The organism is Nocardia sp. NPDC058499, from assembly GCF_042719915.1.
Classification (GTDB): Bacteria; Actinomycetota; Actinomycetes; order Mycobacteriales; family Mycobacteriaceae; genus Nocardia.
The window spans coordinates 380,577-404,655 of sequence record NZ_JBHXMZ010000004.1; the positions used below are offsets into that span (position 1 = coordinate 380,577).

Here is a 24,079-nt window from a genome sequence, read left to right on the forward strand (position 1 = left end):
GAATACAGCATGAGTGGGTCCGGCGTATGAACAAGGTCGCCTCGGCGCTCCGCGGCCGGCTGCTGCCGGCCCTCGCCGCGCTGGTGTGTCTCGCGATGGTTCCGGCCTGTTCGACCGGGACCGACGCGGTCGCGACGGGCGGCGGCACGTTCGAATTCGTTTCACCCGGTGGGCAGACCGAGATCTTCTACGATCCGCCGTCTGCTCGCGGCACCATCGGCGACCTTTCCGGACCGGATCTGATGTCGGACGACGACAAGACGATTTCGGTGGACGATTTCCCCGGACAGGTGGTCGTGATCAATATCTGGGGGCAGTGGTGCGGCCCGTGCCGTGCCGAGGCGCCCGCGCTCGAACAGGTCTACGAGCAGACCAAGGATCTCGGGGTTGCTTTCCTCGGGATCAATGTCCGCGACAATCATCGGGACAAGGCTCGCGATTTCGTTACCGACAACAACATCGGTTATCCGTCGATCTACGACCCGCCAATGCGCTCACTGCTGGCGCTCGGTGGCATCCCGACCAGCGTCGTTCCCACCACCGTGGTGCTGGATCGGGACCATCGGGTAGCGGCGGTGTTCCTGCGCGCCCTAATTGCCGAGGATCTTATGCCGGTGGTGCAGCGCATCGCCGCGGAGGGAGCATCATGAGGAGTTTGCGGTCTCGAGGCGTACGCCGGTACGGGGCGACCCGCCCGCCGCGCGGCGTCCGTGCCGAGGTACTGGTGAAATCGTCGCTGGGCTCCTGGGAGCTACAGCCGGCCGAAACCACCGGTAGCGACCGGAAGGTGGCGAATTCGCGGCCCTCGGGCGCGCGTGGTTCGACCGCGCCGGCCGGCCGGGCCGGCGACCGGCGGGCGAACAATCCCGAATCGGAACCGGAGCGTAGTTCGAGTTGATTGTGCTGGCAGGAGTGGGGGAGTCATTTCAGCAGACAGCGGCCACGGGGCCGCTGCTGTTGGCCCTCGGCGCCTGCCTGCTGGCCGGTCTGGTGTCGTTCGCCTCGCCGTGCGTAGTGCCGTTGGTGCCGGGGTATCTGTCGTATCTGGCCGGTCTGGTGGGCGCCCAGGCGCCGCCGGTGACGGTCGACCAGGCCCGTCGTGACCGCGCCGCGGCCGCTACCGGTTCGGGTTCCACCGCCGTGCTGACCGGAACCGCGGCACCCGAGGAAACCGGTCCCGCGCCGGATACGGGACGTTTGCGGGTGGCCGGTGCGGCCGGGCTGTTCGTCGCCGGTTTCACCGTGGTGTTCGTCCTGGCCACGGCCACTGTTTTCGGGCTCATCCAAACGCTGAACGTGAACCGTGAGCTGCTGCAGCGGCTGGGCGGTGTGGTCACCATCGTGATGGGCCTGGCCTTCCTCGGGCTCATCCCGGCATTGCAGCGCGATACCCGGATGGCGCCGCGCCGGTTCACCGGGATCGCCGGTGCCCCGCTGCTCGGTGGGGTGTTCGCGCTCGGCTGGACGCCGTGCCTGGGGCCGACCCTGTCCGGTGTGATGGCGGTGGCCGCGGGTACCGAAGGCACCACCGCCGTGCGCGGGGTCGCGCTGATCGTCGCGTACTGCGCCGGGCTCGGGTTGCCGTTCGTGGTGCTGGCGTTCGGGTCGGCGAGTGCGCTGCGCGGTGTGGGCTGGCTGCGGCGCAATACCCGGACCATCCAGGTGGTCGGCGGGCTGCTGCTCGTGGCGGTCGGGGTGGCGCTGGTGACCGGGGCGTGGGATCTGTTCGTCGGCTGGGTGCGCGACGGTTTCGTCGCAGAGGTGACGTTGCCGATATGACCGTGACCGACCTACCCGAGGCGACCCCCCGTCCGCCCCGGCAGTCCCCGTTGGGCCGTGCCTGGGCGTTCGTGCGTAACACCTGGCGTGGGCTCACCAGTATGCGCACCGCACTGGTGCTGCTGTTCCTGCTGGCCCTGGCCGCGATACCCGGTGCGCTGCTGCCGCAGCGGAGCCTGAACGAGCAGAAGGTCGACGAGTACATCGCCGACCGCCCGGTCCTCGGGGAGTGGATGGACCGGTTCGAACTGTTCGATGTGTTCTCCAGTTTCTGGTTCACCGCGGTGTACGTGCTGCTGTTCATCTCGCTGGTGGGCTGCATCCTGCCGCGCACCGTGGACCACTACCGCGCTCTGCGCACCCCGCCGGTGCGGGTACCGCGCAATCTGGCCCGGCTACCGCATCACCATCGCGTGGTCGTCGACGGTACCGCCGCGGAGATCACCGACCGGGCCCGCGCCGGATTACGCGGCTGGCGCACCGAGATCCGCCCCGGGGAGCGCGAGGGTGAGGTGACGCTCTCGGCGGAGAAGGGCTACACGCGCGAACTCGGCAATCTGGTCTTCCATCTCGCGCTGGTGGCGCTGCTGGTGGCCATCGCGGTGGGCAAACTGTTCGGCTACGAAGGCAATGTGATCGTGATCGCCAACGGCGGGCCGGGCTTCTGCACGACCTCGCCGGCGGTTTTCGATTCGTTCCGCACCGGCAACGTCAACGACGGCACCGGGATGACCCCGATGTGTGTCAAGGTGAAGAATTTCCGTGCCGACTATCTGGAAAACGGTCAGGCCGAGATGTTCACCTCCGATATCTCGTATCAGGCGGGCGACGATCTGGCGACGAATACCTGGCGGGATACGACCATCCAGGTCAACCATCCGCTGCGGGTCGGCGGCGACCGGGTCTATCTGCAGGGACACGGGTACGCCCCGACGTTCACCGTGACGTTCCCGAACGGCGAGACCCGCACCGAGACCGTGCAGTGGGCGCCCAACGACGCCACCACCTTCCTGTCCAGCGGTGTGTTGCGTATCGATCCGCCCGGTGGGATGTATGCCACGGATGCGGAGCGGCGGCAGAACCAGATCGCGATCGAGGGCCTGTTCGCACCGACCGCGAGTTTCCACGGGAAGCTGCTCACCTCGGTGTATCCGGCTATGACAGATCCGGCGGTCGCGGTGGATATCTACCGCGGTGACACCGGTCTGGATACCGGCCGGCCCCAGTCGATCTTCGCGCTCGATCAGGAAATGGTGCGGCAGGGCCGGCTCGACAAAGAGGCCCGGGTGAACCTGCGGCCCGGTGAATCGACCACTCTGTCCAACGGCACCGAGGTCCGGTTCGACGGGGCCGAGGAGTTCGCGAATATCCAGGTCTCGCACGATCCGGCGCAGCAGTGGGTGCTGGTGAGCGCGGTGGTCATGATGGCCGGTCTGCTGGTATCCCTGCTGATTACCCGGAGGCGGGTCTGGCTGCGGGTGACTCCGGAGGGTACCGTGGACCAACGACGCGTCGTAGTAGAGATGGGTGGGCTCGCCCGCACCGACCAGGCCGGTTGGGGCGGGGAATTCGATCGCCTGCGGCACCGCCTGCTGGACACGTCCGACAGGTGAACGCGGGCCCGGCGGTAGTCGGCGCGCCACGCCATGCAGGTCAGGCGTCGGTGCCCGTAAGGCACCGCGGTACGAACACGGGAGAACAAGGATGTCGATCGACGACACTCTCGCACGCTACAGCGACCTCGCCTATGAAACGGCGACCGTTGTGTACGCGCTGGTGCTGTTGCTGCTGATCGTGCAGTACGCCTCCGCCCGGGCCCGCCAGGTGAGCGAACGGGAACTGGTCCCGGCCGGGGGAGTCGCCGCGGGCAGTGATACGCCGGGCAAGGTCAGCGAGGAGCCGCGTACGCCGCTGTCCGAGCGTCTCGGCAATATCGCCTTCTCGGTGCTGTTCGTGGCGGTCGGCCTGCAGATCGCCTCGATCGTGCTGCGTGGTTTCGCGACCGGCCGGTTCCCGCTGGGCAATATGTACGAGTTCGTATCCATGGCGACTGCCGCGGCCGCGGTGGTGGGGCTCGTGTTCATGCGCGACCAGCGCTACCGCGCTATGTGGGCGTTCCTGCTGGTGCCGGTGCTGATCCTGATGTTCCTCGCCGGAACGGTGCTCTATTCCGATGCCGCGCCCGTGGTGCCGGCGCTGCGGTCGTTCTGGCTGCCGTTGCACGTCACGATCGTCAGTATCGGCAGTGGGGTGTTCCTGGTTTCCGGTATCGCCAGCCTGCTGTTCCTCTACCGGCTGCGGCAGCCCGAGGGGGCGGAATCGGGCAATATCCTCGGTGCCGTGGCGCGCCGGCTCCCCGATGCGCGCACCCTCGATCGGCTGGCCTACCGGACCACGATCATCGGCTTCCCGCTCTTCGGTGCGGGTGTCATCCTCGGCGCGATCTGGGCCGAGGCGGCCTGGGGACGGTTCTGGGGCTGGGACCCGAAGGAAACGTGCTCGTTCATCGCCTGGGTGCTGTATGCCGCGTATCTGCATGCCCGGGCAACGTCGGGCTGGCGGGATACGAAAGCTGCGTGGATCAATGTGGCCGGATTCGTGGCGATGCTGTTCAACCTGTTCATCATCAATCTGGTCGTTTCGGGTTTGCACAGCTACTCCGGCCTGACCTGATTCGGCCCGCACTTCCGTAACGATTCGAACCGCCTTCATTCGACACGGCATTACCGCGCCGATGATCGTTACTCCACTGCAATGCTGAGTTGCTATTGTTCCGTCGGTAACAGCTGAATTGCATACAGCCCGGTAGCTCTCGCGAAAATCGGGTGTGAACGGTCATTTCCCCTCCACCACGCGGATAAAGCCGCGTCGAACAGTGAGGAGAGCGGCAGTGGATTCGGAGAATATCAGTTCGGATACCGGCGTCGACGTGGATTGTTGTACATCCGAGACCGCGAACTCTGCGAACTCCGCGATCATCTGCGGTCTCGAGCCGGATTCCCTCGTGAGATTGGTACAGACCGCTGTCGGGCTGCCGGCCGAGGCGCTGGATCGCCTGGCCGGAGTTGCCGATAAATTACGGGCGGTGGAAGGTTTACCGCAATTGGACAGTACGGCCGATTAGGCGCGCGTCATCGGCTGTCCGGACCGATTCCCGGTGTCTTTGTCCTCGGCGCGGAATCAATGCTCGGTGGAATCCGAATCGCCGTCCGTATGTTTCTGCGGGCGCGAGATACGCCAGAGGAATTCGGGATCGTCATCCGGTCCGACCACACGTTTACGGGCGGGTCCCGGGGCCGATGCGGGGCCCGCGGGGCCGAATGCTTTCCAGCACAGCACTGCGATCACCACGATCGCGATGAGTGCCAACACGTAGATCACGTGGCTCACCTCCTCTATCGAGGTTAACTCCGGAACTGCCGGAGGGTGAGTTCGCCGCCCACGGCGGGCGGCTCACACCGGAGGAACCGCTACGGGTCGCACTCGGCCGCGCCACTGCCGGCCGGCCGAGTCACCCCCGTTCCGGTGCGGTGCGTATCCGGATCAGGCGCCCTGCACGGTTGCCTCGGTGGTGAGCGATTCGAGCAATCGCATCACCTCCGATTCGCGGAACCGGCGATGGCCACCCGGAGTGCGCAGGGAACCGAGCCGTCCCGCGTGTGCCCAGCGGGTGACGGTCTTGGGGTCTACGTGGAACAGGGAAGCAACCTGGCCGGGGGTCAGCAGGTTCTCCTGGGCCCCGACGGCAATCGCGGTCATGGCAAACCTTTCTGTTTCGTCACGTTTTCTCATCGGATTCCGACATAGTGGCACCGCGACCCCCGGGTGTTCGAACCACCTACTGTTGGTAAAGCGGAGGTAATGGACAAATCGGATGTGCCCGTGCGGCGGGTGCAGGCCGGTCGCTTACGCTGGTCAGGTGAGTGACGCGAACCCTTCCGAGGAATCGACCGCCCCGCAGCCCGGGACGTCGCCCGGCCGGCGACTCGCCCGCAACCTGGCGCTCTACACGCTGGCCCGGCTGGTACTGGTCGTGATACTCACCGCCGTGATCATGGCGGGTGCGTGGGTGGTTTCGGTACAGGTGCCGTTGATCGTGGCGATCCTGTTCGCCATCGTGATCGCCATGCCGCTCTCGCTCACCCTGTTCAAGGGGCTGCGCGTACAGGTGAACTCCGATATCGCTGCGGTCGACGAACGCCGCCGCCGGGACAAGGCGCAACTGCGGGCCCGCTTGCGCGGCGAAGCAGACCCGGCCGGGACGGGTGAAACCGAACCCGGCACATCCGGTAAACCACCGAAAGGTAAGGCCGAAGGAGAGGAACCGGGCGGCACCGGCGGTGCGGCGTGAAAACCTGCACTCGCGGTAACCCGCGGGACTGGGCCGATAACGCGGTACGGCTCATCGACGCCGACGCGCAGCGCAGCGCCGATACCCATCTGCTGCGCTACCCGCTGCCACCGGAGTGGAATATCCGGCTCTACCTCAAGGACGAATCGACCCATATCACCGGCAGCCTGAAACACCGGCTGGCGCGGTCGCTGTTCCTGTACGGACTGTGCAACGGCTGGATCACCGAGGGCACCACCATCGTGGAGGCCTCCTCGGGATCGACGGCGGTGAGCGAGGCGTACTTCGCCAAACTGCTCGGGCTGGATTTCGTGGCGGTGGTCCCGGCGCGTACCTCGCCGCAGAAGATCGCCCTCATCGAAGCGCAGGGCGGGCGGTGCCACTATGTGGAACGCCCCCCGGATATGTACACCGAGGCGGCGCGGCTGGCGGCCGAATGCGGCGGTCACTACCTCGATCAATTCACAAACGCCGAACGCGCCACCGACTGGCGGGGCAACAACAACATCGCCGAATCGATCTTCGACCAGTTGCGGCTGGAAACCGATCCCGTCCCGGAATGGATCGTCGTCGGCGCCGGAACCGGCGGAACCAGCGCGACCATCGGCCGCTACCTGCGCTACCGCCGGCATACGACCCGGCTGGCCGTTGTCGACCCGGACAACTCCGCGTTCTACGGCGCCTACGAAACCGGGGCCCGCGACTACACGACCGGCCTGCCCTCCAGGATCGAGGGGATCGGGCGGCCGCGGATGGAGCCCTCGTTCGTCCCGGAGGTGGTGGACCGGATGATCCACGTACCCGACGCCGCATCGATCGCCGCGGCCCGGTTCGCGAGTGCCGGGCTGGGCCGGAAGGCCGGCGGGTCGACCGGTACGAACTTCTGGGGTGCGTGCGCGTTGATCGCGGAGATGCGGGCGGCCGGACGCGGCGGCAGCGTGGTGACACTGCTGTGCGACGGCGGCGAACGGTACGCGGGTACCTACTACGACGACGAATGGGTTGCCGCCCAGGGCTGGGATCTGGCGGGCCCTACGGCGGCGCTGGAGGAGTTCGTCGCGACCGGCCGCTGGTCCGGCTGATACCTGCGTGCGCCGCGGAGCGCCGCCCGGATTTCGGCGCGGTCCGCTGCGGTGAATGCAGGCGCAGCCCGCTGTGGTGGGGCTCGGGCGCGGCTCGCCGCGGGGGCAGGCGCATACGATGACACCGGTATGGTTCTCGATCCGGGCCGCTCGGGCGGCCGATATGCCGTGACGCCGGTATCGGCGGACGATCCGCTCGTGGTCACCCTCCTGGGCCGGATCGCGCTGCGCCGCGACTCCACGCTGGTGGAGGTACCGGGCAATCGGGCGCGTTCGCTGCTGGTCGCACTGGCCTTGCGGCCGGGCCGGACCCGTAGCGCCGCCGCCCTCATCGACGAGGTCTGGGGAGACGAACCGCCGCGGGCACCGGCGAACGCGCTGCACACCCAGATCTCCCGGTTGCGGTCGGCGTTACCGGACGGGGTGCTGGAGGCCGGGCCGGGCGGCTACCGGCTGGCGCTGCGCGCGGACCAGGTCGACCTCACCGCGGTGCGGGAGCTGGCGGGGCAGGCGCGCGCCCAGTTGACCGCAGGCGAGGTGGAAGCGGCCCAGCGCAGTATCGACCGGGCCCGCGCGCTGTGGTCGGGGGAACCGGGTGCGGATCTGCCCGCCGGCCCGCTCGCCGGCGAACTGGCCGCCGCGGCCGCGGCGCAGGGCGAGGTACTCGACGAGGTCGAGCGGGAGACCCGCGCGGCAACAGGCGATCTCGACGGCGCGATAGCGGTGGCCCGGCGGCAACTGCGCCGCCGGCCGACCGCCGAGGCGGTCGCGCATACGCTCATGCGGCTGCTGGCCACGGCCGGTCGCGACAGCGAGGCGCTCGGGGTGTTCGCCGATCTGCGGGCAGCGCTCGCCGGTGAACTCGGCACCGACCCCGGGCCCGCGATCACCGAGTTGAATACCGCCGTTCTGCGCGGTCGATTCACACCGCGGCAGGAGACTTCGTCCGCGCCCGGCACCGGCTCGGCGGCCCGGGTGCCGTCGGCGGTCGGCGTACGGGCGGCGCCCAACGCATTGCTCGGCCGGGCGGACGATCTGGCCGCACTGTCCCGGCTGCTGCGGGGTTCCCGGGTCACCACCGTGCTCGGGCCGGGTGGTGCCGGGAAGACACGGGTCGCCAACGAGCTCGCGCACCGGGAAGCCGGAAACCAGCCGGTGGTACTGGTGGAACTGGCCTCGGTCCGGCCCGGTGGTTCGACGGCAGAGGCTGTGGTGGATATCGAATCGGCCACGGCCGCGGCCATGGGGCTCGGTGAGGTCAGGCGGGAGCCGGGACTGCCGTCGCCGGTTGCCCGGCCCGATACCCGCCGGCGATTACGGGACGCGCTGTCGGCCCGGCCCATGCTGCTCGTACTGGACAATTGCGAGCATCTGGTCGACGCTGCGGCGACGGTCGTGGCGGATCTGGTGGGCAGCTGCCCGCAGCTCACCGTGCTCACCACCAGCCGGGCGCCGCTGGCCATCACCGCCGAGACGGTGTATCCGCTGGGGCCGCTGGCCAGCGATGCCGCCGGTTCTCCGGCCACCGAACTGTTCAGCGCACGGGCGCGGGCAGTGCGCCCGTCCGTACGTCTCGATATGGAAGTCGTAGCGCGGCTCTGCCGCACACTCGACGGGCTGCCGCTGGCGATCGAACTCGCCGCCGCCCGCGTGCGCACGATGAGTGTCGAGGATATCGAGCGGCGGCTGGACCGGCGTTTCGCGTTGCTGCGCAGCGGGGACCGGACGTCACCGGAACGCCATCGCACCCTGCACGCGGTCATTGCCTGGAGCTGGAATCTGCTGGAACCGGACGAGCAGGTCACGTTGCGCCGGATGTGCCGTTTTCCGGGGGGTTTCACACTCGCGGCAGCCGAAACGGTCGCCGGCGGTGCGGCGGCCGGCGATCCCCCGGCGGCGGCCGGTGCCGGGGCGATATCGGCCGCCGGCGATGCAACACCGGTCGGTGATATCGCGGCGGCGGTGGACGGGCTGGTCGGGCAGTCACTGCTGACCGTCGTCGAGGCCGAGGGTGCCGGGCTGCGCTACCGGATGCTGGAAACCGTCCGCGAATTCGGTGAACAAGAACTTGTGGCGGCAGATACCGGGCCGGGGTCGGAAATCGATCTGGTGGAAACCCGGATGGCGTGCTGGGCGCGGGATTTCGCGGTGCTGATGGCCGAATGCTACGGCCGCGGTGACGAGCTGGGGCCGGCGTTGACCGTGGCGGTGGAACTGGACAATCTGGTCACCGTCCTGCGTCGCGCCGAATCGGCCGGCGACGCGCAGACCATGTATGTGGTCTTCCCGGTCGCGGCCATGCGGTGGATCATGCACGGGGCGAACCTCGAACTCATGGGCTGGATCCCCCGGGTGCTCGCGATGGCGCCACCGGTGGCTTCCCGTGGGGTGTACGCGGAACTGGAAACAGCCTGCCACGTCGTGGTGGCCATGCATCTGGCCTTCATGGACCGCAGTCTCCGGCAGCTGGCACTGGTGCGGAGCCGGGCCCGGCTACTGCTGCGGGGCGATACCGGCCTGCGTGCGTCGTTCCGGTTTCTCGCCCAGCTGCTGACCTGCCCGCCCGATTCGCTCCGGCTGGCCCGGCTGCTGGCGCGCGCGACCCGTTCGCCCGACCGGCACACCAGATCATTGGCGCTGATGGCCCGCACCAATATCTGGGAGAACATGGGCCGCATCCACGAATCGAGCCGCGACGCCCGCGCGGCCGTGCCGGCCGTGACCGAAGCGGAGGTGTGGAGCCGGGCGATGCTCGCCCAGCATCGGGGGTCACTGGCCGGGCAGGTCGCGCAGTATCGCGAATCGGTTGCGTTCTACGAGGAAGCGGCGGAGCTGTTGCACCGGATCCGCGCCTACGAGGAAAGCCTGGAAGTCCATTCGTATCTGGCGGCATCGCTGGCCGGCAGCGGCGAACCGGCGCGGGCCCGGCGGGAACTCGCCACCGCGCTGGGGTTCTCCGGTTCCGGTGGGGCAGATTTGGCGGTGGTCGACGATCCGGGGATCCACCGCAATCACCGATTGTCGACGATCGCCGCCGTACTGGCCGGGATCGAGCTCGTCGACGGCGAAATCGATGCCGGACTGCGGCATTTCCGGCGTGCGCTCGAATTGATCGGCTGGCCGGTCCAGGAAACCACACCGGGCCCGGGTCTGTTGCTGACCGGGTCGGCGGCGCTGGCGGCGCATGTGCTGTACGAGCGCGGTGATGTGGTCGCGCGGCTGGTGCCCGAGCTCATCGATCTGGCGCCGCGACGATTCGGTTATGTGCTGGACCTGCCGCAGCTCGGCGCGGTGGCCTGTGCCGCCGGCTCGGGTCTGCTCATGCTGGGCGAACACGAGGCGGCCGGGGTGGAACTGCTGGCACTGGCGCCGCGGGTGGTGTCCCGGCAGGACTATCCCGTGCTGCGGTGGGACCGGCACCGTGACCTGTGGCGCGACCGGGTAGGGGCCGATCGGCTGAACGGGGCCGTCACCGCCGCGAGTGGGTTGCGCCGCGCCGTGGCCGCCGCACGGATCGTGGAACTGATCCGCGAGGTGAGCACGCATCTACCGGACCCGCTCGCCCGGCCCGCGGCAGGCTGAACGGGTCCGGGACGGCGGTCAGGCGCGGCGCATATAGGACCGCACGGTCAGTGGCGCGAAGATCGCGACGATCACCGCGGCGCCCACCAGCGACCAGACCACATGCATACCGATATGCCCGGTGTTCATCAGCTCCCGGCAGGCCCACACCAGATGCGAGACCGGGTTGACGTCGATGAACGCCTGCAGCCAGCCCGGCATCGTCTCCTTCGGGACGAACGCGGGTGAGGCGAAGGTCAGCGGGAACATCACCAGCATCGAGTAGCCCTGCACCGCAGAAGCTTTGTTCGCGATGACACCGAAGAACGCCCAGATCCAGCTCGTGGCGAACGAGCAGACGACGACCAGCGCGACGGCCGCCGCGACACCCGCGGCATTCGGCCGGTACCCCATGAGCAGGCCCATGACGACGGTCAGCACCGAGGCGATACCGTAGCGGACCATATCGGCGGTGAGTGCCCCCGACAGTGCCGAGATCCGCGCTATGGGCAGGGATTTGAACCGGTCGAATACGCCTTTCTCCATATCCTCCTTCAGCTGTACTCCGGTGACCACCGAGGTCATCACCACGGTCTGCACGAGAATGCCCGGAATGATCACCGGCAGATAGCTCTGGACATCGCCGGAGATGGCGCCGCCGAAGATATAGGTGAACATCAGGGTGAAGATCACCGGCTGGATGACCACGTCGAAGAGTTGTTCGGGGTTGTGTTTGATCTTCAGGAGCCCGCGATAGGCCATGGTCAAGGTGTTGTCCACGGTCCGGCGCAGACCGACCCGGCCGGTCGGCGGGGGCACCGGCCGCGCCGGCGCGGTGGTGGGTTCGATGAGGGTGGTGGTCATGCCGCCGTCCGTTCGGTATCGGTATCGGCCGGGTGGCCGGTGAGGGTGAGGAAGACTTCGTCGAGACTGGGTTTGCTCACGGTGATCTCGTCGACCGCGATGTTGCGTTCGCGCAACCGGACCAGCAGTTCGGTGGTGTCGTTGGGGTCGGGCAGGGCGGCGGTGAGCCGGCCGGCCTCGGGGGTGGGCTGCGGTTCGCTGCCCAGTACTTCGGCGATGATGCGGCGGGCGGTATCGAGCTGGGAGCTCACCGCCAGCGTGAGATGCAGTGAGGAACCGCCGATAGAGGATTTGAGCTCGTCGGCGGTGCCGTCGGCGATCACCCGGCCGTGGTCGATCACCGCGATCCGGTCGGCGAGCTGGTCGGCCTCGTCGAGGTACTGGGTGGTGAGCAGCACCGTCGCACCGTTGCGGACCAGCTTGCGGATGGTTTCCCACATCTGGGCGCGGGTGCGCGGGTCCAGGCCGGTGGTGGGTTCGTCGAGGAACAGCAGCGGGGGTGTCGCGATGAGGCCGGCGGCCAGGTCCAGCCGGCGGCGCATACCGCCGGAGAAGTTCTTCAGCGCTTTTCCGGCGGCCTCGGTGAGCGCGAATTCCTCCAGGAGCTCGGCGGTCCGGCGGCGAGCCGCGGGCCGGCTCAGCCCGAGTAGCCGGGAGAAGATCATCAGGTTCTCGGTGGCGGTCAGGTCCTCGTCCACCGAGGCGTATTGGCCGGTCACCCCGATGAGTGAACGGACGGTGGACGGTTCGCGCAGTACATCGTGACCGAAAACCTGCGCGTTGCCGCCGTCGGGCCGCAGCAGGGTTGCGAGCATGCGGATGGTGGTGGTCTTACCGGCGCCGTTCGGCCCCAGGACGCCGTAGACGGAGCCCTGCGGTACCGCCAGGCTCACTCCGTCGACGGCGCGCTGGGTGCCGAACACCTTGACCAGGCCCGTCGCCTCGATGGCGAGCGGCGCCGCTGATACGTGATTCGTCATGGTGACCACGGTTGCGTCCCCGTCTTGCACGGCCCTTGCGCGGCGATTGCGGCGGCCTTTCGTCAATTTTTGTTGACATCGGGCGAATCGTCAATCAAAATTGACGCATGACGGAAGCAACCACACTGGCCGCGGCGGCGGGCAGCCCGGACCCCGCGGTGGGGTTACGGGCGGTTCTGGCGCTGCGCAGGCTGCTGGACCGGCTCGAGGCCATCCAGGTCGGCAACGCCCGGGATCAGGGCTGGTCCTGGCAGGCCATCGCCGACGCACTCGAGGTCAGCAAACAGGCGGTTCACCAGAAGTACAACCGGAAAGGCAGGAGCCGATAGATGTTCGAGAGATTCACCAAAAGTGCCCGGTCGGCGGTCGTCGCGGCCCAGGAACACGCCCGCGAACTGCGGTCGCCCGATATCCGCGTCGAGCATCTGCTGCTCGGTCTGCTGGACGAGGCCGAACCGGCCTTACGCACTCTGCTGGAGCGTAACGGGATCGCCCACGACACCGCGCTGAACGAACTCACCACCGCGGCCCGCGCCGAACCGCTCGGCGCGGAAGACGCCGAGGCATTGCGCTCCATCGGGATCGACCTCGACGCGGTACGCGAAAGCCTGGAAGCCAATTTCGGCGCCGACGCCCTCGACCGTGCCATCCCACCGGAGGAATCCCGCGGCCGTATGCGGTTCGGGCATATCCCGTTCAGCCGCGATGCCAAGAAAGCCCTGGAACTTTCGCTGCGAGAGGCCGTGGCGCGCAAGGACAAAACCATCGAGTCCGGGCATATCCTGCTCGCCATCCTGCGCGCCCCCACCCCCGCCGCCACTGAACTCCTCGGCGGTGCCGACGCACTCACCGGGCTACGCGAGCAGATACACACCCACCTGGACCGAGCGGCCTGAACCGGCCACCCCACCCCCGCGGGGACTTCACCGGCGACCACGATCGCGGCTCGACCTCGGTACGAGTAGGCGGCCCAGCGCCCGCAACACCGGCTCGAATCAGTCGGTCGAGGGCGCCCCCACGTAACCAAGGGCGCCGCCGAGTCCTACGAGGCCCTGAAAGGTTTCGACCCACGACCAACCAACGTAACCAAAGGTGCAGCCGAGTTCAGCGAGGCCCTGAAACGTTTCGGCCCACGAATGAACCCGACGCGACCAGCGGCGCAGCCGAGTCTTACGAGGCCCTGAAAGGTTTTGGCCCGTCCCTGCTGTCAGCGCTCGAGGCAATGCGGCGCAGCCGCGAGCATCGAGCGCTGACAGCAGGGACCAAGGGGGGCCAAAACCCCGCGCCGCCGGAGGCGGCGCCATCAACACAGCCAAAACCCGCGGCGCCGCAGGCGCCGCAAGACAAGCACAGTTAGCATGGGGCATGCAGCTTGTGCTCCGGTTGATCGGGACCGCTTTCGCCATCTGGCTGGCCGCGTTGTGGGTCGGCAAAATCGAGATCGCTTCACCCCCGGATCAGGGCAACGGGGCGAAAATCGTTGTACTGCTCGCGGTAGCGGTGGTGTTCACGCTGGTGAATGCCTTCGTGAAGCCGATCGTGAAACTGTTGTCGCTGCCGTTGGTGATCGTGACCCTCGGTTTGTTCCTGCTGGTGATCAACGCGTTGATGCTGTGGCTCACGGCGTGGATCACCGAGGCCACCGATTACGGTCTGCGTATCGACGGTTTCTGGGCCGCGCTGCTGGGGGCGATCATCATCACCATCGTGAACTGGGCGATCGGCATCATCCTGCCGGACGACTGAGCGGTCAGGCGCCGAACCCCAGGGCCAGGGCGCTGAGCACCGACCAGGCCAGCATGGCCAGACCCGAATCGCGGAGGGCGGGGATGAGCTCCAGTCCGCCTTTGTCCGCCCGGACCGGGGCATTGGCGCGGACGGCCAGGGGGACGGCCAGCAGTCCCACCAGTGCCCAGGGGGTGCGGGCGGCCAGTATCAGGGTCATCACGAACGGTGCGGCCAGCAGCGCCAGATGTAGCGTCCGGGTGCGGGTATCGCCGAGTTTCACGGCCAGGGTCGTTTTCCCGGTTTCGGTATCGGTCGGGATATCGCGCAGGTTGTTCGCCACCAGTACCGCGCTGGAGAACGCCCCGACTCCCACCGCGAGCGCGAACCCCGCCCAATCGACCCGCCCGGCCTGGACGAACTGGGTGCCGAGGACCGCCACGAGCCCGAAGAACACGAAAACGGCGATTTCCCCGAAACCGCGGTAGCCGTACGGTTTGCTGCCGCCGGTGTAGAACCAGGCGCCCGCCAGGCAGACCGCACCGATCAGGATCAGCCACCAGGCCGACAACACGGCCAGGATCAGGCCCAATACCGCACCCAGCGCCAGGCTCGCGACCGCCGCGCCGCGTACCGTTGTGGGCGAGGCCACGCCGGAGCCCACCAGGCGCAGCGGGCCGACGCGTTCGTCGTCGGTGCCGCGGATTCCGTCGGAGTAATCGTTGGCGAAATTCACCCCGATGATCAGCGCCATCGAAACTCCCAGCGCCAGCAGCGCTTTCCACCAGACCGCACCGTCGATGGCGGCCGCGGCGCCGGTTCCGGCGAGAACGGGGGCGATCGCGTTCGGCAGAGTCCGGGGCCGGGCGCCCTCGATCCATTGTGCTGCGGTAGCCATCCCCGAAGCCTAATCCGGTGCGCCGCCGGAACGGTACTTGCCGGATCGGCCGTACGAGGGCATTGTCGAGTTCGTTGGACTGATCTTCCACTCGGCGGGTAGTCGCCCGGCGAGGCCATAACGGAGGAGAGGAGCCACTATGGCGGAGCGCAAGCTTTCCCGGACGGCCGGACCGGGTACCTTCGATGCGGTGCCCGAGGCCGATCGTGCCGAACAGGACGCACCGGCCTACCCCGACGACGCCCCGTACACCGATATCGACCCGCGTTCGGTCCCGGACGATATCCCGGTGCCGGAGGAGGCGGTGGCGCCCTCGGGGGGCACCCGGGACGTATGGAACGCGGACCCAGTCGATATCGCCGAACAGTCCATCCCGGTGCCGATGGGCGATGACTACGACGGTGCCTACGCCGACGAGGAGCCTTGACGGGCTGCGCCAGAGACGCTGAGCTGTGTTCATCGCGAGCGGCCGGGCGCGAGCCGGCACGGTAGACGAACGGCGGACTCGTTACCGCCCGCCGGGCTCGACGGGCACGCACTACAGCGCCCAGACGGTGTCGGTGCCCCGCATCGTCGGCGAAATCCGCCAGGGGTCTGCTCGAACGTCCAGCAGGGCGCCGCGGAACAGAGCCACCCGTGGCCCGAGATTGCGTGGAGCCACGTCTATCGGGTGGACCGATCCGGCGCCGGAGTACTGATCCTGGTCGCCGACGGCCTGGTTCCCATGTGGGCGGCCCCGTGAGGCGCCGGCGATCAACGGAAGGCCGGCTGCGTGAGCCGTCGCGTTTCAGCTCGGTACGCGGTGCGGAACCGGTCCGCTCAGGACGCCGATCCCGCGAGCAGGTATTTGCGGAGCTCGGCGCGGTCGGGCTTACCGGGGCCCAGCAGTGGGATGTCGTCGACGAGCGTGAGTTCGCGGGGCGCGGCGGCGGTATCCAGTTCCGCCAGCACGTGGTCGCGGAGTTCGTCCAGCGTGGGCGCGGCACCCGGTACCGGCACCACCGCGACCACGACCCGCTGACCCAGGCGCTCGTCGGGCAGGCCGAGGACCACGCATTCGGAGACCGCGGGATGGGTCGCCAGGACCGCCTCCACGACTTGCGGTAGCACCAGCAGGCCGCCGGTGGAGATCGCTTCGTCCAGCCGGCCCTGAACCTTCAGGACACCGTCGGTGAAAACGCCCGCGTCGTCGGTGCGGAACCAGCCGGGCTCCGCGAAGGCGGGATGGTCGGGCATATTGCGATAACCGGCGGCCAGCATATCGCCGCCGAGCAGGATACGGCCGCCCTCGATGCGCACCCGGGCACCGCGCAGCGGGACACCGTCGTAGACGCAGCCGCCGCAGGTTTCGCTCATCCCGTAGGTGCGGACGATATTGATTCCGGCGGCGCGGGCCCGCTCGTAGAGCGGCAGCGGGGTCGCGGCGCCGCCGATCAGCACCGCGTCCAGTTCGGCCAGTGCGGCGGTCGCGGCGGGGGCATCGAGGACCTTGACCAGCTGGGTCGGTACCAGCGAGGTGTAGCGGCGTTCCCCGCGCATACTCGCGATCGCCCCGGTGAGGGCCTCGGGCAGGAAGCCGCCGGAGACATCCACCACGGTCGGTTCCGTACCTGCCAGCAGCGAACGCAGCAATACCTGCAGTCCGGCGATGTGATGGGTGGGCAGCGCCAGCAGCCAGCTACCCGGGCCGCCGAGCCGTTCGTGGGTGGCGTCGCCGCTGGCGCGTAACGCGGATGCGGTGAGCATGGCGCCCTTCGGTACACCTGTGGTCCCGGAGGTGGTGACGACCAGCGCGATATCGTCGTCGATCGGTTCGCCGGGTGCGAGCGCGTCACCCAGCCGGCGGGCCTCGCGCCGATCACTGGCGGGCACCGGCAGCCAGGCGGCCGAACCGCTGTCGTCGAGCACCTGCCGCAGGTGCGGGAGCACATCGCTGACCCCACCGCCGGTGGGTATGGGCAGGGTACGCAGGGTTTTCGTCACGGCCGCGCCTTGTCCCCGGCAAACCGGAAAACCATGGTGCGCTCGCTGTACTCGCTCACGGCTGCGATGGTGTCACGTCGGCCGGGCCGCGGACAGGAGGGGCCGGTGCTGCCGGTGCAGGGCGCCGGAGCCGGATGTCGGTATGGGGCTGGGCCAGGCATGGAACTGCGATTCACTCGTCGGACGGTACGAAAGCGGTCGCACCGGGCGTCGGTGATCGGGCGGCCATCCGATCGTATCGTCGCTCGGTGGGCCATGAGTTGGCAACCCGGCAGAAAACCGGAGCCGGGTCCCGGTCAGCGGTTGTCCCGCCGTAGCGGATGCTCCTCCGGGATCTCGACCAGCACGATCGGCACGCCGTCCGGATCCTTCAGCCACATCTCGATCAGCCCCCAGGGCTCGGTCACCGGGGCGCGCTCGATCGCGACCCCGCGCAACGTCAACTCGACCGCGACAGCCCCCAAATCACGGACCTGCAACCAGATCGCCCCCGCGAAACCCTGCGGATCGGTCTCCGCGGCGCCGTGGCCCGCGACCTCGATCAGCGACTGCCCGGCGAAGAACACCGTGCCGCCCGGGTACTCCCGGAAGGTCGCCAACCCCAGTGAGTCGCGATAGAACGCCAGGGTGGTGGCGTAATCGCGGGGGCGCAGGATTATCCGGCTGCTGAGGATGTCCATCACCGGCAAGTCTAGGGGCAGACCGGCCGTTGCCGCCGGACCTCACGCACATCCGGGTAGGCCACCGTCCTACCCGAATGCCCTGCGTGCCGTGGGTTCAGAAGTACCAGGGGTAGGGGCTCCAGTCGGGGGCGCGTTTCTCCAGGAAGGAGTCGCGGCCTTCGACGGCTTCGTCGGTCATATAGGCCATCCGGGTGGCCTCACCGGCGAAGAGCTGCTGGCCGACCAGTCCGTCGTCGGCGAGATTGAACGCGTATTTGAGCATGCGCTGCGCCTGCGGCGATTTCCCGTTGATCGCCGCGGACCATTCGAGGGCGACGTCCTCGAGTTCGGCGTGGTCGACGACGGCGTTCACCGCGCCCATGGCGTGCATTTCCTCGGCGGTGTAGGCGCGGCCGAGGAAGAAGATCTCGCGGGCGAACTTCTGGCCCACCAGTTTGGCCAGGTAGGCGCTGCCGTAACCGCCGTCGAAGCTGCCGACGTCGGCGTCGGTCTGTTTGAACCGGGCGTGTTCGCGGCTGGCCAGGGTGAGGTCGCAGACCACGTGCAGGCTGTGCCCGCCGCCGGCGGCCCAGCCGTTGACCAGGGCGATCACCACTTTCGGCATGAACCTGATGAGCCGCTGCACCTCGAGGATGTGCAGGCGTCCGGCGCGGGCCTTGTCGACCGTTTCGGCGGTGTCGCCGCTGGCGTACTGGTAGCCGCTGCGGCCGCGGATCCGCTGGTCTCCGCCGGAGCAGAAGGCCCAGCCGCCGTCCTTGGGGCTCGGACCGTTACCGGTGAGCAGGACCGCGCCGACATCGGAGGTGGTGCGGGCGTGGTCGAGTACCGCGTAGAGCTCGTCGACCGTATGCGGCCGGAAGGCGTTGCGCACTTCGGGACGGTCGAATGCGATCCGGACGGTGCCCTGTTCGGTATGCCGGTGGTAGGTGATATCGGTCAGGCCCGCGAACCCGGCCACGTCGCGCCACAGCGTCGGATTGAACGTCATGGGGGTGATTACATCAGGCGCGGTGGGGCCGCCGGTGTGGCGTTGACTTCACCACAGTTCGGCCGAATTGTTTGGACGCCGTAAAATCCCGGGTTACGGTGCCTATATGACCGAGCAGACCCGACCGAGGATCGACGAAACCGCTGTCGACGAGGATCGGTACGAGAGGCACGGGGGGTTTCCCAAGATCGTCCCGGCCGAGGTCGGCCCGGAATACGGTGAATTCGTGGCGGGTATGCGCACCCTGCAGGACCTGACGGTTTCGGTCGACGCCACGGACGAGGTCTATCGCGAAGCCCGCGACCGGGTCAACGCACTGATCGAACTGCTCGAACCGTATCGCGCGCCGGAACAGCAGGGTCCCGCCGGCCGGGCCGTCGAACTGCCCGGCCGCGGCAGCCTGCTCCTGCTGCCCTGGAAGACGGTGTCGGCCGGACCCGACGGCATCGTGATGAAGGGTGTGTTCCGCCGGTTCCATCTCGGCGGGAACTCCGCCGCGCACGGCGGTGTCCTGCCGCTGCTGTTCGACGACCTCTTCGGGATGACCGTCCACTACGCCGGGCGGCCGATCAGCCGGACCGCCTTCCTGCACGTGAACTACCGCAAGGTGACCCCGCTCGACACTCCGCTGACAGTGCGCGGCCGGGTCGAGCGCATCGAGGGGCGCAAAACCTTCATCAGCGCCGAACTGGTGGATGAGGAGGGGACCGTCCTGGCCGACAGCGAAGGTCTCATGGTGCAGCTCCTGCCCTGGCAGCCCTGACCCGGCCGGTTCGGACCATCGGCCGCGGTGTTGCCGGATCGCTTGCTGCTGCACCTGGTTCGGTCGAACGTCGGAGTATTCCTCCTACGCTCCGTAGACAGTTACGGGCGGAAATGCATTCGTGTGGGCGATGCGTATAGTTGCGTTGCCCGTCCATACGAGTACTGATCCGGAGGATCCTTAAATTGGTTGCAGCACTGTCTGAATCACTGCTTGACGAGGCTACGCGCCCGGCCTTCCTCGCCGACGCCGTCCAGGTCCTGGACGCCGAGGTCTCCGATAAGGGTGGTGCCTCGGGTCTGGCCGTGAAGGGTGGGTACGCGGCGGTCAAGAAGATCAGCCCGTCCATCGTTCCCGACGCCCTGGAATCGCTGGCCCCCAAACTGCTCGAGCAGCTGGAGCCGTACTGGAACGAGTACAAGGCCGGCGCATCGGGCAGCTTCGGCGAACTGCTCGCCGCCAAGGGCGACGAGGTTGCCGAGGCCCTGCTGACCGTCACCGATGCGCGTGCCGCGGCCTCCAGCCGGCCCGCCCTGCAGAAGGTGTACAACTCGATGCGTTCCTCGGCCAAGAAGAATGTCATCGAGGCGCTGCCGCGCGTCGGCGACCTGGTGCAGAAGCACGCCGGGTAACTTTCCGCGCGTAGCGATCCGGCCGCGCGTCAGCGCGGCCCGTGGGGGCCTCGACGACGAGGTCCCCAACGGGGGGTATTCCAGGGGGTTCCGGGAGGCCGGGTTCTGTCCGCGAGCGGCCTCGCCGATGTGAGCAGGGTGACGCAGACGCGGCCGCCGGGGTCTGACAGTCTGGAGTCGTGAATCCGTCAACTGCGCAAGCCCGGGTGGTCGTCGACGAACTCGCCCGTGGTGGGGTGCGGGAAGTGGTGCTGTGCCCCGGTTCGCGTAACGCTCCGCTGGCCTTCGCACTGCAGGCGGCCGACGCGGCGGGGCAGCTGCGGCTGCATATGCGCGTCGACGAACGGACGGCCGGATTTCTCGCGGTCGGCCTGGCCGTCGCCTCGGGCGCCCCGGTGCCGGTGGTGATGACCTCGGGCACCGCGGTCGCCAATCTCGGCCCGGCGGTCCTGGAGGCCAATTACGCCCGGGTCCCGCTGATCGTGCTCAGCGCCAACCGGCCCTACGAAATGCTCGGTACCGGCGCGAATCAGACCGTCGAACAGCTCGGCCTGTTCGGCAGCCAGGTCCGGGCGACCATCAGCCTCGGCCTCGCCGAAACCGAATTCGGTGCCGAGTATCCACGGCAGAACAGCGTGTGGCGATCCGCGGTGTGCCGGGTACTGGCCGCCGCGCGGGGCACCCGTTCGGGCAACGCCGGCCCCGTCCATTTCGATATCCCACTGCGAGAACCGCTGGTCCCGGAGCCGGGCGGCACGGAATCCACCCCGGCCGGGCGCAGTGTGGACCAGCCGTGGACGGCCACCCAGTACGCGACCCTCGACGTTCCACTCGATATCGACCTCACCCCGGATACCGTCGTGATCTCCGGCCACGGCGCCGGACTGCGCGCCGAGCTCGCCGATCTGCCCACGGTGGCCGAACCCACCGCCCCCGTGCACGGCCCGGCCCTGCACCCGCTGGCGCTGCCGCTGCTGAAACCGCGGCAGGCGATCATCACCGGCCGCCCGACTCTGCATCGGCAGGTGTCGAAGGTGCTGGCCGACCCCGAAGTGACGGTGTACGCGCTGACCACCGGCCCGCGCTGGCCCGATGTCTCGGGCAATGTGGTCGGCACCGGCACCCGGGCGGTGACCAGCGGCGCACCGACCGCGCAGTGGCTGGACCGCTGCCGGGAACTGGACCGGCGGGCCCGCGCCGTGGTGCGCGACGAGCTGGATCGCCATCCCAAACCCACCGGGCTGCACGTGGCCGCGGTGATCACCGACGCATTGCGGGAAGGCGATCAGCTGCTGCTGGGCGCCTCGAATCCGGTCCGCGATGCCGCGCTCGTCGCGGCGCCGAAGCCGGGCGTGCGCGTGCTGTCGAACCGCGGCGTCGCGGGTATCGACGGAACGGTGTCTTCCGCGGTCGGCGCCGCCCTGCACCACCGCGGCCGGACCATCGCCCTGATCGGTGACCTCACCTTCCTGCACGATGCGTCCGGCCTGTTGATCGGCCGCGGTGAACCCCGCCCCGACGACCTCACCATCGTGGTCGCCAACGACGACGGCGGCGGTATCTTCGAACTCCTCGAACAGGGCGACCCCCAGTACGCCGGTGTTTTCGAACGGGTTTTCGGTACCCCGCACGGGATGGACCTCTCCGCACTCTGCGCGGCGTACCGGATCCCGCACCGGCAGGTGGGCCCGGACGAACTGGCCGCCGAACTCGCGGGTTCCGGGTCCGGTTTCCGCGTGCTCGAGGTCCTCACCGATCGCTCCGGGCTCCGTGAGCTGCACGCCGCGGTCCGCGCCAGGATCGATTCCTGAACCCCGCGCGGACGAGCTCGGCCTCGGGACCGCGCAGCGCCCGAGCGGAACACGGACTCGACGGCCGTTTCGTGGTCGCGCTGCTGTGTCCGGTGGATAACCCGTACGGCGCGCAGGATCGAAGCGCAGGTAGCAGGCAAGCCTCCGTGACCTGTTCGACGCGAACCGGCTACCCGAAACGGTGCTGCCGCCGGTCGGGTTGATTCACGAACTGCCCCGGCGCGCGGCCGATGAGTTTGTGTCCGCGGTCTCGTCTGGACTACAGCAGCCCCGGATCGAGGAGACCGTATGCACCCGGAATTCGACCTGTCGCCCGCGGCGGACGCGCTGGCCGATATCGTCACCGCGATCGACGACACCCAGCTCGACGCGCCCACGCCCGCCGATATCCCCGTCCGCGCGTTGCTCGAGCATGTGGACGGTTTGGCGGAGGCGTTCCGCGCCGCGGCCGCCAAGGAATCACTCGGCGCCTCGGCCGCGCCCGAATTCGGTTCCGATGCTGCGCTTTCCGCCGAGTGGCGGACTGTCGTACCGGCTCGGCTGCGGGCACTCGCGCAGGCCTGGCACGAGCCCTCGGCGTGGGAAGGGGATACCGAAGCGGGTGGGGTCACGATGCCGGCGCCCGTCGCCGCCCGGGTCGCCCTGGACGAGATCGTCATCCACGCCTGGGATCTGGCGCGCGCCACCGGCCAGGAACTGAAAGTGGGCGATTCCGATCTAGCCGTTCTGCTGGATTTCTTGAAGGACACACCCGTGGAGGGCACACCCGGCCTCTTCGGCCCGATCGTGCCGATCGGGTCCACGGCGCCGGTATTGCACCGGGTACTGGGATTCACCGGGCGAGACCCCTTCTGGCTCCCTCGGCATGGCGAGTCGACGAACCGCGTCTCGGGGTAGGTTCCGGGCGTGTGACCACCCGAGCTGCGGCGCATATGGCGTCTGCGCGCCGGAGGACTCCGGAGACCGCGGGGGTGGGCCGGCGATCCTGCGCGGCGGGCCGCGGATTTCTGTCGCTGTAATGAAGTCCGCCGAGCCGGTGGGGCATTGTCGGGATCCGGCTGTCGACCGACCACGGACACTGCCGCTGCTCGGCCGCCCACGGGATCGGAGCCCCCGAACGGCACCGCGCGGGGGCAGCGCGACCACGGCGGGGGCTTGTGGCGTGCCGTCGGCAGCCGCGATAGCCGGCGAAACACGGATCACTGTGCCCGAGGTGGGCCGGCGGGCTGCCTGTGGCGGTTACCGGCGGCGCGCGATACCGGTGCGTGACCGCGTAGGCTGGCGGCGCCATGATCGCTCTACTGCTCGCCCTCGCCGGGTTCGCGTTCATAGATTCGCTCGATCTCCTGCTGGTGGGGGTTACCGCGGCGATCGTCGTGGACAGCAGGCTTGCCCGGAAATCACCGGTACCCGGTGGGGCGAGTTTCATCGCCGGGGTTTTCGCGGTCACCACGACTTTCGGGCTGCTGGCGGTGCTGGGGATCGATTTCCTCACCGATCTGGTGGATTTCGAGCTCACCCCGACCATCCGTACCTGGGGGGCTTTGGCTTTCGGTCTCGTCCTGCTCGTGATCGCCGCCGTGCCTGCCGGTGCGCAGGCCGAACCTCCGGCGTGGACGGTGACCATCCGGCGGCGCCCCTGGCTGCTCGGTATGGCAGGTATGGTCATCGGCCTGGCGCAGGCGCCGACGGCAATTCCGTACCTGGCCGGGTTGGCGTTGATTTCGGCCCGGGACCCGCTGCCGGCGGTGTGGCCGCTGATCGTCATCGCCTATTGCGCGCTCGCGCTGCTACCGCCGCTGGTGGTGCTCGCCCTGGCGACCCGGCGTACGCGGCGGGCTCAGCGTGTGTACCGATCCGTTCTGCGGGTGGTCACGAGTTATGGCCCGTTGTCGGTGCGTATCGTCTTCGTCCTGCTGGGGCTGGGCCTGATCGGGGCCGCGGCCCTCGATTACGAGCATCTCTGGTGACGGGCAGGC

24 protein-coding genes and 1 pseudogene are annotated in these 24,079 nt (G+C 68.5%); 17 read left to right on the top strand and 8 right to left on the bottom strand.

All coding sequences use genetic code 11. The features are described 5' to 3' along the window. The first annotated feature begins 95 nt into the window (after nucleotides 1-95). The 5 genes from ACFWPH_RS15445 (at nucleotide 96) to ccsB (ending at nucleotide 4,452) form a co-directional block, all read left to right on the top strand. On the top strand, nucleotides 96-650 hold the full coding sequence (locus ACFWPH_RS15445) for a TlpA disulfide reductase family protein (protein WP_280463365.1): 555 nt from the start codon (nucleotides 96-98) through the stop codon (nucleotides 648-650). After that, nucleotides 647-898: a hypothetical protein gene (locus tag ACFWPH_RS15450; RefSeq protein WP_378751398.1), complete on the top strand. Its 252-nt coding sequence runs from the start codon at nucleotides 647-649 to the stop codon at nucleotides 896-898. Before ACFWPH_RS15445 ends, ACFWPH_RS15450 begins: the two co-directional genes overlap by 4 nt. Beyond that, the gene (locus ACFWPH_RS15455) at nucleotides 895-1,779 is read left to right on the top strand and encodes a cytochrome c biogenesis CcdA family protein (RefSeq protein ID WP_378751400.1); all 885 of its coding nucleotides are present in this window, start codon (nucleotides 895-897) and stop codon (nucleotides 1,777-1,779) included. The genes ACFWPH_RS15450 and ACFWPH_RS15455 overlap by 4 nt, the downstream gene beginning before the upstream one ends. Then, on the top strand, nucleotides 1,776-3,392 hold the full coding sequence (locus ACFWPH_RS15460) for a cytochrome c biogenesis protein ResB (protein ID WP_378751402.1): 1,617 nt from the start codon (nucleotides 1,776-1,778) through the stop codon (nucleotides 3,390-3,392). The genes ACFWPH_RS15455 and ACFWPH_RS15460 overlap by 4 nt, the downstream gene beginning before the upstream one ends. A gap of 91 nt (nucleotides 3,393-3,483) precedes the next feature. Beyond that, nucleotides 3,484-4,452 carry a c-type cytochrome biogenesis protein CcsB gene (gene ccsB, locus ACFWPH_RS15465; protein WP_378751404.1) on the top strand — a complete coding sequence of 323 codons (969 nt, stop codon included), beginning with the start codon at nucleotides 3,484-3,486 and terminating at the stop codon, nucleotides 4,450-4,452. Nucleotides 4,453-4,959: 507 nt separating this feature from the next. On the opposite strand, the gene ACFWPH_RS15470 is transcribed toward ccsB, so the two are convergent. Both ACFWPH_RS15470 and ACFWPH_RS15475 read right to left on the bottom strand, forming a co-directional pair. Then, on the bottom strand, nucleotides 4,960-5,160 hold the full coding sequence (locus tag ACFWPH_RS15470) for a hypothetical protein (RefSeq protein ID WP_378751406.1): 201 nt from the start codon (nucleotides 5,158-5,160) through the stop codon (nucleotides 4,960-4,962). Nucleotides 5,161-5,322: 162 nt separating this feature from the next. Then, nucleotides 5,323-5,538: a BldC family transcriptional regulator gene (locus ACFWPH_RS15475; protein WP_280416297.1), complete on the bottom strand. Its 216-nt coding sequence runs from the start codon at nucleotides 5,536-5,538 to the stop codon at nucleotides 5,323-5,325. A 160-nt stretch (nucleotides 5,539-5,698) separates the two neighbouring features. On the opposite strand from ACFWPH_RS15475, the pseudogene ACFWPH_RS15480 reads away from it, so the two are divergent. The 3 genes and pseudogenes from ACFWPH_RS15480 to ACFWPH_RS15490 all read left to right on the top strand — a co-directional run. Next, nucleotides 5,699-6,058: pseudogene (locus tag ACFWPH_RS15480) on the top strand (DUF4229 domain-containing protein); the annotation flags it as partial. A 68-nt stretch (nucleotides 6,059-6,126) separates the two neighbouring features. Next, nucleotides 6,127-7,212: a PLP-dependent cysteine synthase family protein gene (locus ACFWPH_RS15485; protein ID WP_378751408.1), complete on the top strand. Its 1,086-nt coding sequence runs from the start codon at nucleotides 6,127-6,129 to the stop codon at nucleotides 7,210-7,212. Between the two features lie 129 nt (nucleotides 7,213-7,341). Next, complete coding sequence (locus ACFWPH_RS15490) at nucleotides 7,342-10,794, top strand: BTAD domain-containing putative transcriptional regulator (protein WP_378751410.1); 3,453 nt, start codon at nucleotides 7,342-7,344, stop codon at nucleotides 10,792-10,794. Between the two features lie 18 nt (nucleotides 10,795-10,812). Here the strand turns inward: ACFWPH_RS15490 and ACFWPH_RS15495 are convergent, their stop codons facing one another. Together ACFWPH_RS15495 and ACFWPH_RS15500 are read right to left on the bottom strand one after the other, a co-directional pair. After that, entirely contained in the window at nucleotides 10,813-11,637 is an 825-nt protein-coding gene (locus ACFWPH_RS15495; protein WP_378751412.1) for an ABC transporter permease, read from the bottom strand. Beyond that, the gene (locus tag ACFWPH_RS15500) at nucleotides 11,634-12,617 is read right to left on the bottom strand and encodes an ATP-binding cassette domain-containing protein (RefSeq protein WP_378751414.1); all 984 of its coding nucleotides are present in this window, start codon (nucleotides 12,615-12,617) and stop codon (nucleotides 11,634-11,636) included. Before ACFWPH_RS15500 ends, ACFWPH_RS15495 begins: the two co-directional genes overlap by 4 nt. A 107-nt stretch (nucleotides 12,618-12,724) precedes the next feature. Between ACFWPH_RS15500 and ACFWPH_RS15505 the strand changes: the two genes are divergently transcribed. The 3 genes from ACFWPH_RS15505 (at nucleotide 12,725) to ACFWPH_RS15515 (ending at nucleotide 14,363) form a co-directional block, all read left to right on the top strand. Beyond that, nucleotides 12,725-12,946 carry a helix-turn-helix domain-containing protein gene (locus tag ACFWPH_RS15505; protein WP_195058543.1) on the top strand — a complete coding sequence of 74 codons (222 nt, stop codon included), beginning with the start codon at nucleotides 12,725-12,727 and terminating at the stop codon, nucleotides 12,944-12,946. Beyond that, entirely contained in the window at nucleotides 12,947-13,513 is a 567-nt protein-coding gene (locus ACFWPH_RS15510) for a Clp protease N-terminal domain-containing protein (RefSeq protein WP_280459821.1), read from the top strand. Nucleotides 13,514-13,982: 469 nt separating this feature from the next. Continuing rightward, nucleotides 13,983-14,363, top strand: coding sequence for a phage holin family protein (locus tag ACFWPH_RS15515; RefSeq protein WP_062978010.1), 381 nt, complete (start codon nucleotides 13,983-13,985; stop codon nucleotides 14,361-14,363). Between the two features lie 4 nt (nucleotides 14,364-14,367). Here the strand turns inward: ACFWPH_RS15515 and ACFWPH_RS15520 are convergent, their stop codons facing one another. Beyond that, the gene (locus ACFWPH_RS15520) at nucleotides 14,368-15,240 is read right to left on the bottom strand and encodes a 1,4-dihydroxy-2-naphthoate polyprenyltransferase (RefSeq protein ID WP_378751418.1); all 873 of its coding nucleotides are present in this window, start codon (nucleotides 15,238-15,240) and stop codon (nucleotides 14,368-14,370) included. Nucleotides 15,241-15,379: 139 nt separating this feature from the next. Here ACFWPH_RS15520 and ACFWPH_RS15525 point away from each other — a divergent pair, with 139 nt between their 5' ends. Continuing rightward, nucleotides 15,380-15,667 carry a hypothetical protein gene (locus ACFWPH_RS15525; protein WP_378751420.1) on the top strand — a complete coding sequence of 96 codons (288 nt, stop codon included), beginning with the start codon at nucleotides 15,380-15,382 and terminating at the stop codon, nucleotides 15,665-15,667. 392 nt (nucleotides 15,668-16,059) lie between these two features. Here the strand turns inward: ACFWPH_RS15525 and menE are convergent, their stop codons facing one another. From menE to ACFWPH_RS15540, 3 genes are all read right to left on the bottom strand, one after another. Next, nucleotides 16,060-17,223, bottom strand: a complete 1,164-nt coding sequence (gene menE / locus ACFWPH_RS15530; protein ID WP_378751422.1) for an o-succinylbenzoate--CoA ligase — start codon at nucleotides 17,221-17,223, stop codon at nucleotides 16,060-16,062. Between the two features lie 296 nt (nucleotides 17,224-17,519). Continuing rightward, complete coding sequence (locus tag ACFWPH_RS15535) at nucleotides 17,520-17,903, bottom strand: VOC family protein (protein WP_378751424.1); 384 nt, start codon at nucleotides 17,901-17,903, stop codon at nucleotides 17,520-17,522. Nucleotides 17,904-18,000: 97 nt separating this feature from the next. Further along, on the bottom strand, nucleotides 18,001-18,894 hold the full coding sequence (locus ACFWPH_RS15540; protein ID WP_378751426.1) for a 1,4-dihydroxy-2-naphthoyl-CoA synthase: 894 nt from the start codon (nucleotides 18,892-18,894) through the stop codon (nucleotides 18,001-18,003). A 106-nt stretch (nucleotides 18,895-19,000) separates the two neighbouring features. Between ACFWPH_RS15540 and ACFWPH_RS15545 the strand changes: the two genes are divergently transcribed. From ACFWPH_RS15545 to ACFWPH_RS15565, 5 genes are all read left to right on the top strand, one after another. Beyond that, nucleotides 19,001-19,657, top strand: a complete 657-nt coding sequence (locus ACFWPH_RS15545) for a PaaI family thioesterase (protein ID WP_378751428.1) — start codon at nucleotides 19,001-19,003, stop codon at nucleotides 19,655-19,657. 185 nt (nucleotides 19,658-19,842) lie between these two features. Continuing rightward, nucleotides 19,843-20,289, top strand: coding sequence for a DUF6918 family protein (locus ACFWPH_RS15550; RefSeq protein WP_378751430.1), 447 nt, complete (start codon nucleotides 19,843-19,845; stop codon nucleotides 20,287-20,289). 179 nt (nucleotides 20,290-20,468) lie between these two features. Continuing rightward, nucleotides 20,469-22,100, top strand: coding sequence for a 2-succinyl-5-enolpyruvyl-6-hydroxy-3-cyclohexene-1-carboxylic-acid synthase (gene menD / locus ACFWPH_RS15555; RefSeq protein ID WP_378751432.1), 1,632 nt, complete (start codon nucleotides 20,469-20,471; stop codon nucleotides 22,098-22,100). 288 nt (nucleotides 22,101-22,388) lie between these two features. Further along, complete coding sequence (locus ACFWPH_RS15560; RefSeq protein ID WP_378751434.1) at nucleotides 22,389-22,997, top strand: TIGR03086 family metal-binding protein; 609 nt, start codon at nucleotides 22,389-22,391, stop codon at nucleotides 22,995-22,997. Between the two features lie 392 nt (nucleotides 22,998-23,389). After that, a complete protein-coding gene (locus ACFWPH_RS15565) occupies nucleotides 23,390-24,070 on the top strand; it encodes a GAP family protein (RefSeq protein ID WP_280416660.1) in 681 nt (226 codons plus the stop codon). Nucleotides 24,071-24,079: the final 9 nt, after the last annotated feature.

What these genes read in the sequence shown, in the direction of transcription:
- ACFWPH_RS15500 (WP_378751414.1), bottom strand. Translation starts at nt 12,617, where the DNA reads ATGACGAATCACGTATCAGCGGCGCCGCTCGCCATCGAGGCGACGGGC.
- ACFWPH_RS15510 (WP_280459821.1), top strand. Translation starts at nt 12,947, where the DNA reads ATGTTCGAGAGATTCACCAAAAGTGCCCGGTCGGCGGTCGTCGCGGCC.
- ACFWPH_RS15535 (WP_378751424.1), bottom strand. Translation starts at nt 17,903, where the DNA reads ATGGACATCCTCAGCAGCCGGATAATCCTGCGCCCCCGCGATTACGCC.
- ACFWPH_RS15460 (WP_378751402.1), top strand. Translation starts at nt 1,776, where the DNA reads ATGACCGTGACCGACCTACCCGAGGCGACCCCCCGTCCGCCCCGGCAG.
- ACFWPH_RS15565 (WP_280416660.1), top strand. Translation starts at nt 23,390, where the DNA reads ATGATCGCTCTACTGCTCGCCCTCGCCGGGTTCGCGTTCATAGATTCG.
- ACFWPH_RS15495 (WP_378751412.1), bottom strand. Translation starts at nt 11,637, where the DNA reads ATGACCACCACCCTCATCGAACCCACCACCGCGCCGGCGCGGCCGGTG.
- ACFWPH_RS15540 (WP_378751426.1), bottom strand. Translation starts at nt 18,894, where the DNA reads ATGACGTTCAATCCGACGCTGTGGCGCGACGTGGCCGGGTTCGCGGGC.
- ACFWPH_RS15490 (WP_378751410.1), top strand. Translation starts at nt 7,342, where the DNA reads ATGGTTCTCGATCCGGGCCGCTCGGGCGGCCGATATGCCGTGACGCCG.
- ACFWPH_RS15560 (WP_378751434.1), top strand. Translation starts at nt 22,389, where the DNA reads ATGCACCCGGAATTCGACCTGTCGCCCGCGGCGGACGCGCTGGCCGAT.
- ACFWPH_RS15520 (WP_378751418.1), bottom strand. Translation starts at nt 15,240, where the DNA reads ATGGCTACCGCAGCACAATGGATCGAGGGCGCCCGGCCCCGGACTCTG.
- ACFWPH_RS15475 (WP_280416297.1), bottom strand. Translation starts at nt 5,538, where the DNA reads ATGACCGCGATTGCCGTCGGGGCCCAGGAGAACCTGCTGACCCCCGGC.
- ccsB (WP_378751404.1), top strand. Translation starts at nt 3,484, where the DNA reads ATGTCGATCGACGACACTCTCGCACGCTACAGCGACCTCGCCTATGAA.
- ACFWPH_RS15505 (WP_195058543.1), top strand. Translation starts at nt 12,725, where the DNA reads ATGACGGAAGCAACCACACTGGCCGCGGCGGCGGGCAGCCCGGACCCC.
- ACFWPH_RS15450 (WP_378751398.1), top strand. Translation starts at nt 647, where the DNA reads ATGAGGAGTTTGCGGTCTCGAGGCGTACGCCGGTACGGGGCGACCCGC.
- ACFWPH_RS15445 (WP_280463365.1), top strand. Translation starts at nt 96, where the DNA reads ATGGTTCCGGCCTGTTCGACCGGGACCGACGCGGTCGCGACGGGCGGC.
- ACFWPH_RS15525 (WP_378751420.1), top strand. Translation starts at nt 15,380, where the DNA reads ATGGCGGAGCGCAAGCTTTCCCGGACGGCCGGACCGGGTACCTTCGAT.
- ACFWPH_RS15515 (WP_062978010.1), top strand. Translation starts at nt 13,983, where the DNA reads ATGCAGCTTGTGCTCCGGTTGATCGGGACCGCTTTCGCCATCTGGCTG.
- ACFWPH_RS15545 (WP_378751428.1), top strand. Translation starts at nt 19,001, where the DNA reads ATGACCGAGCAGACCCGACCGAGGATCGACGAAACCGCTGTCGACGAG.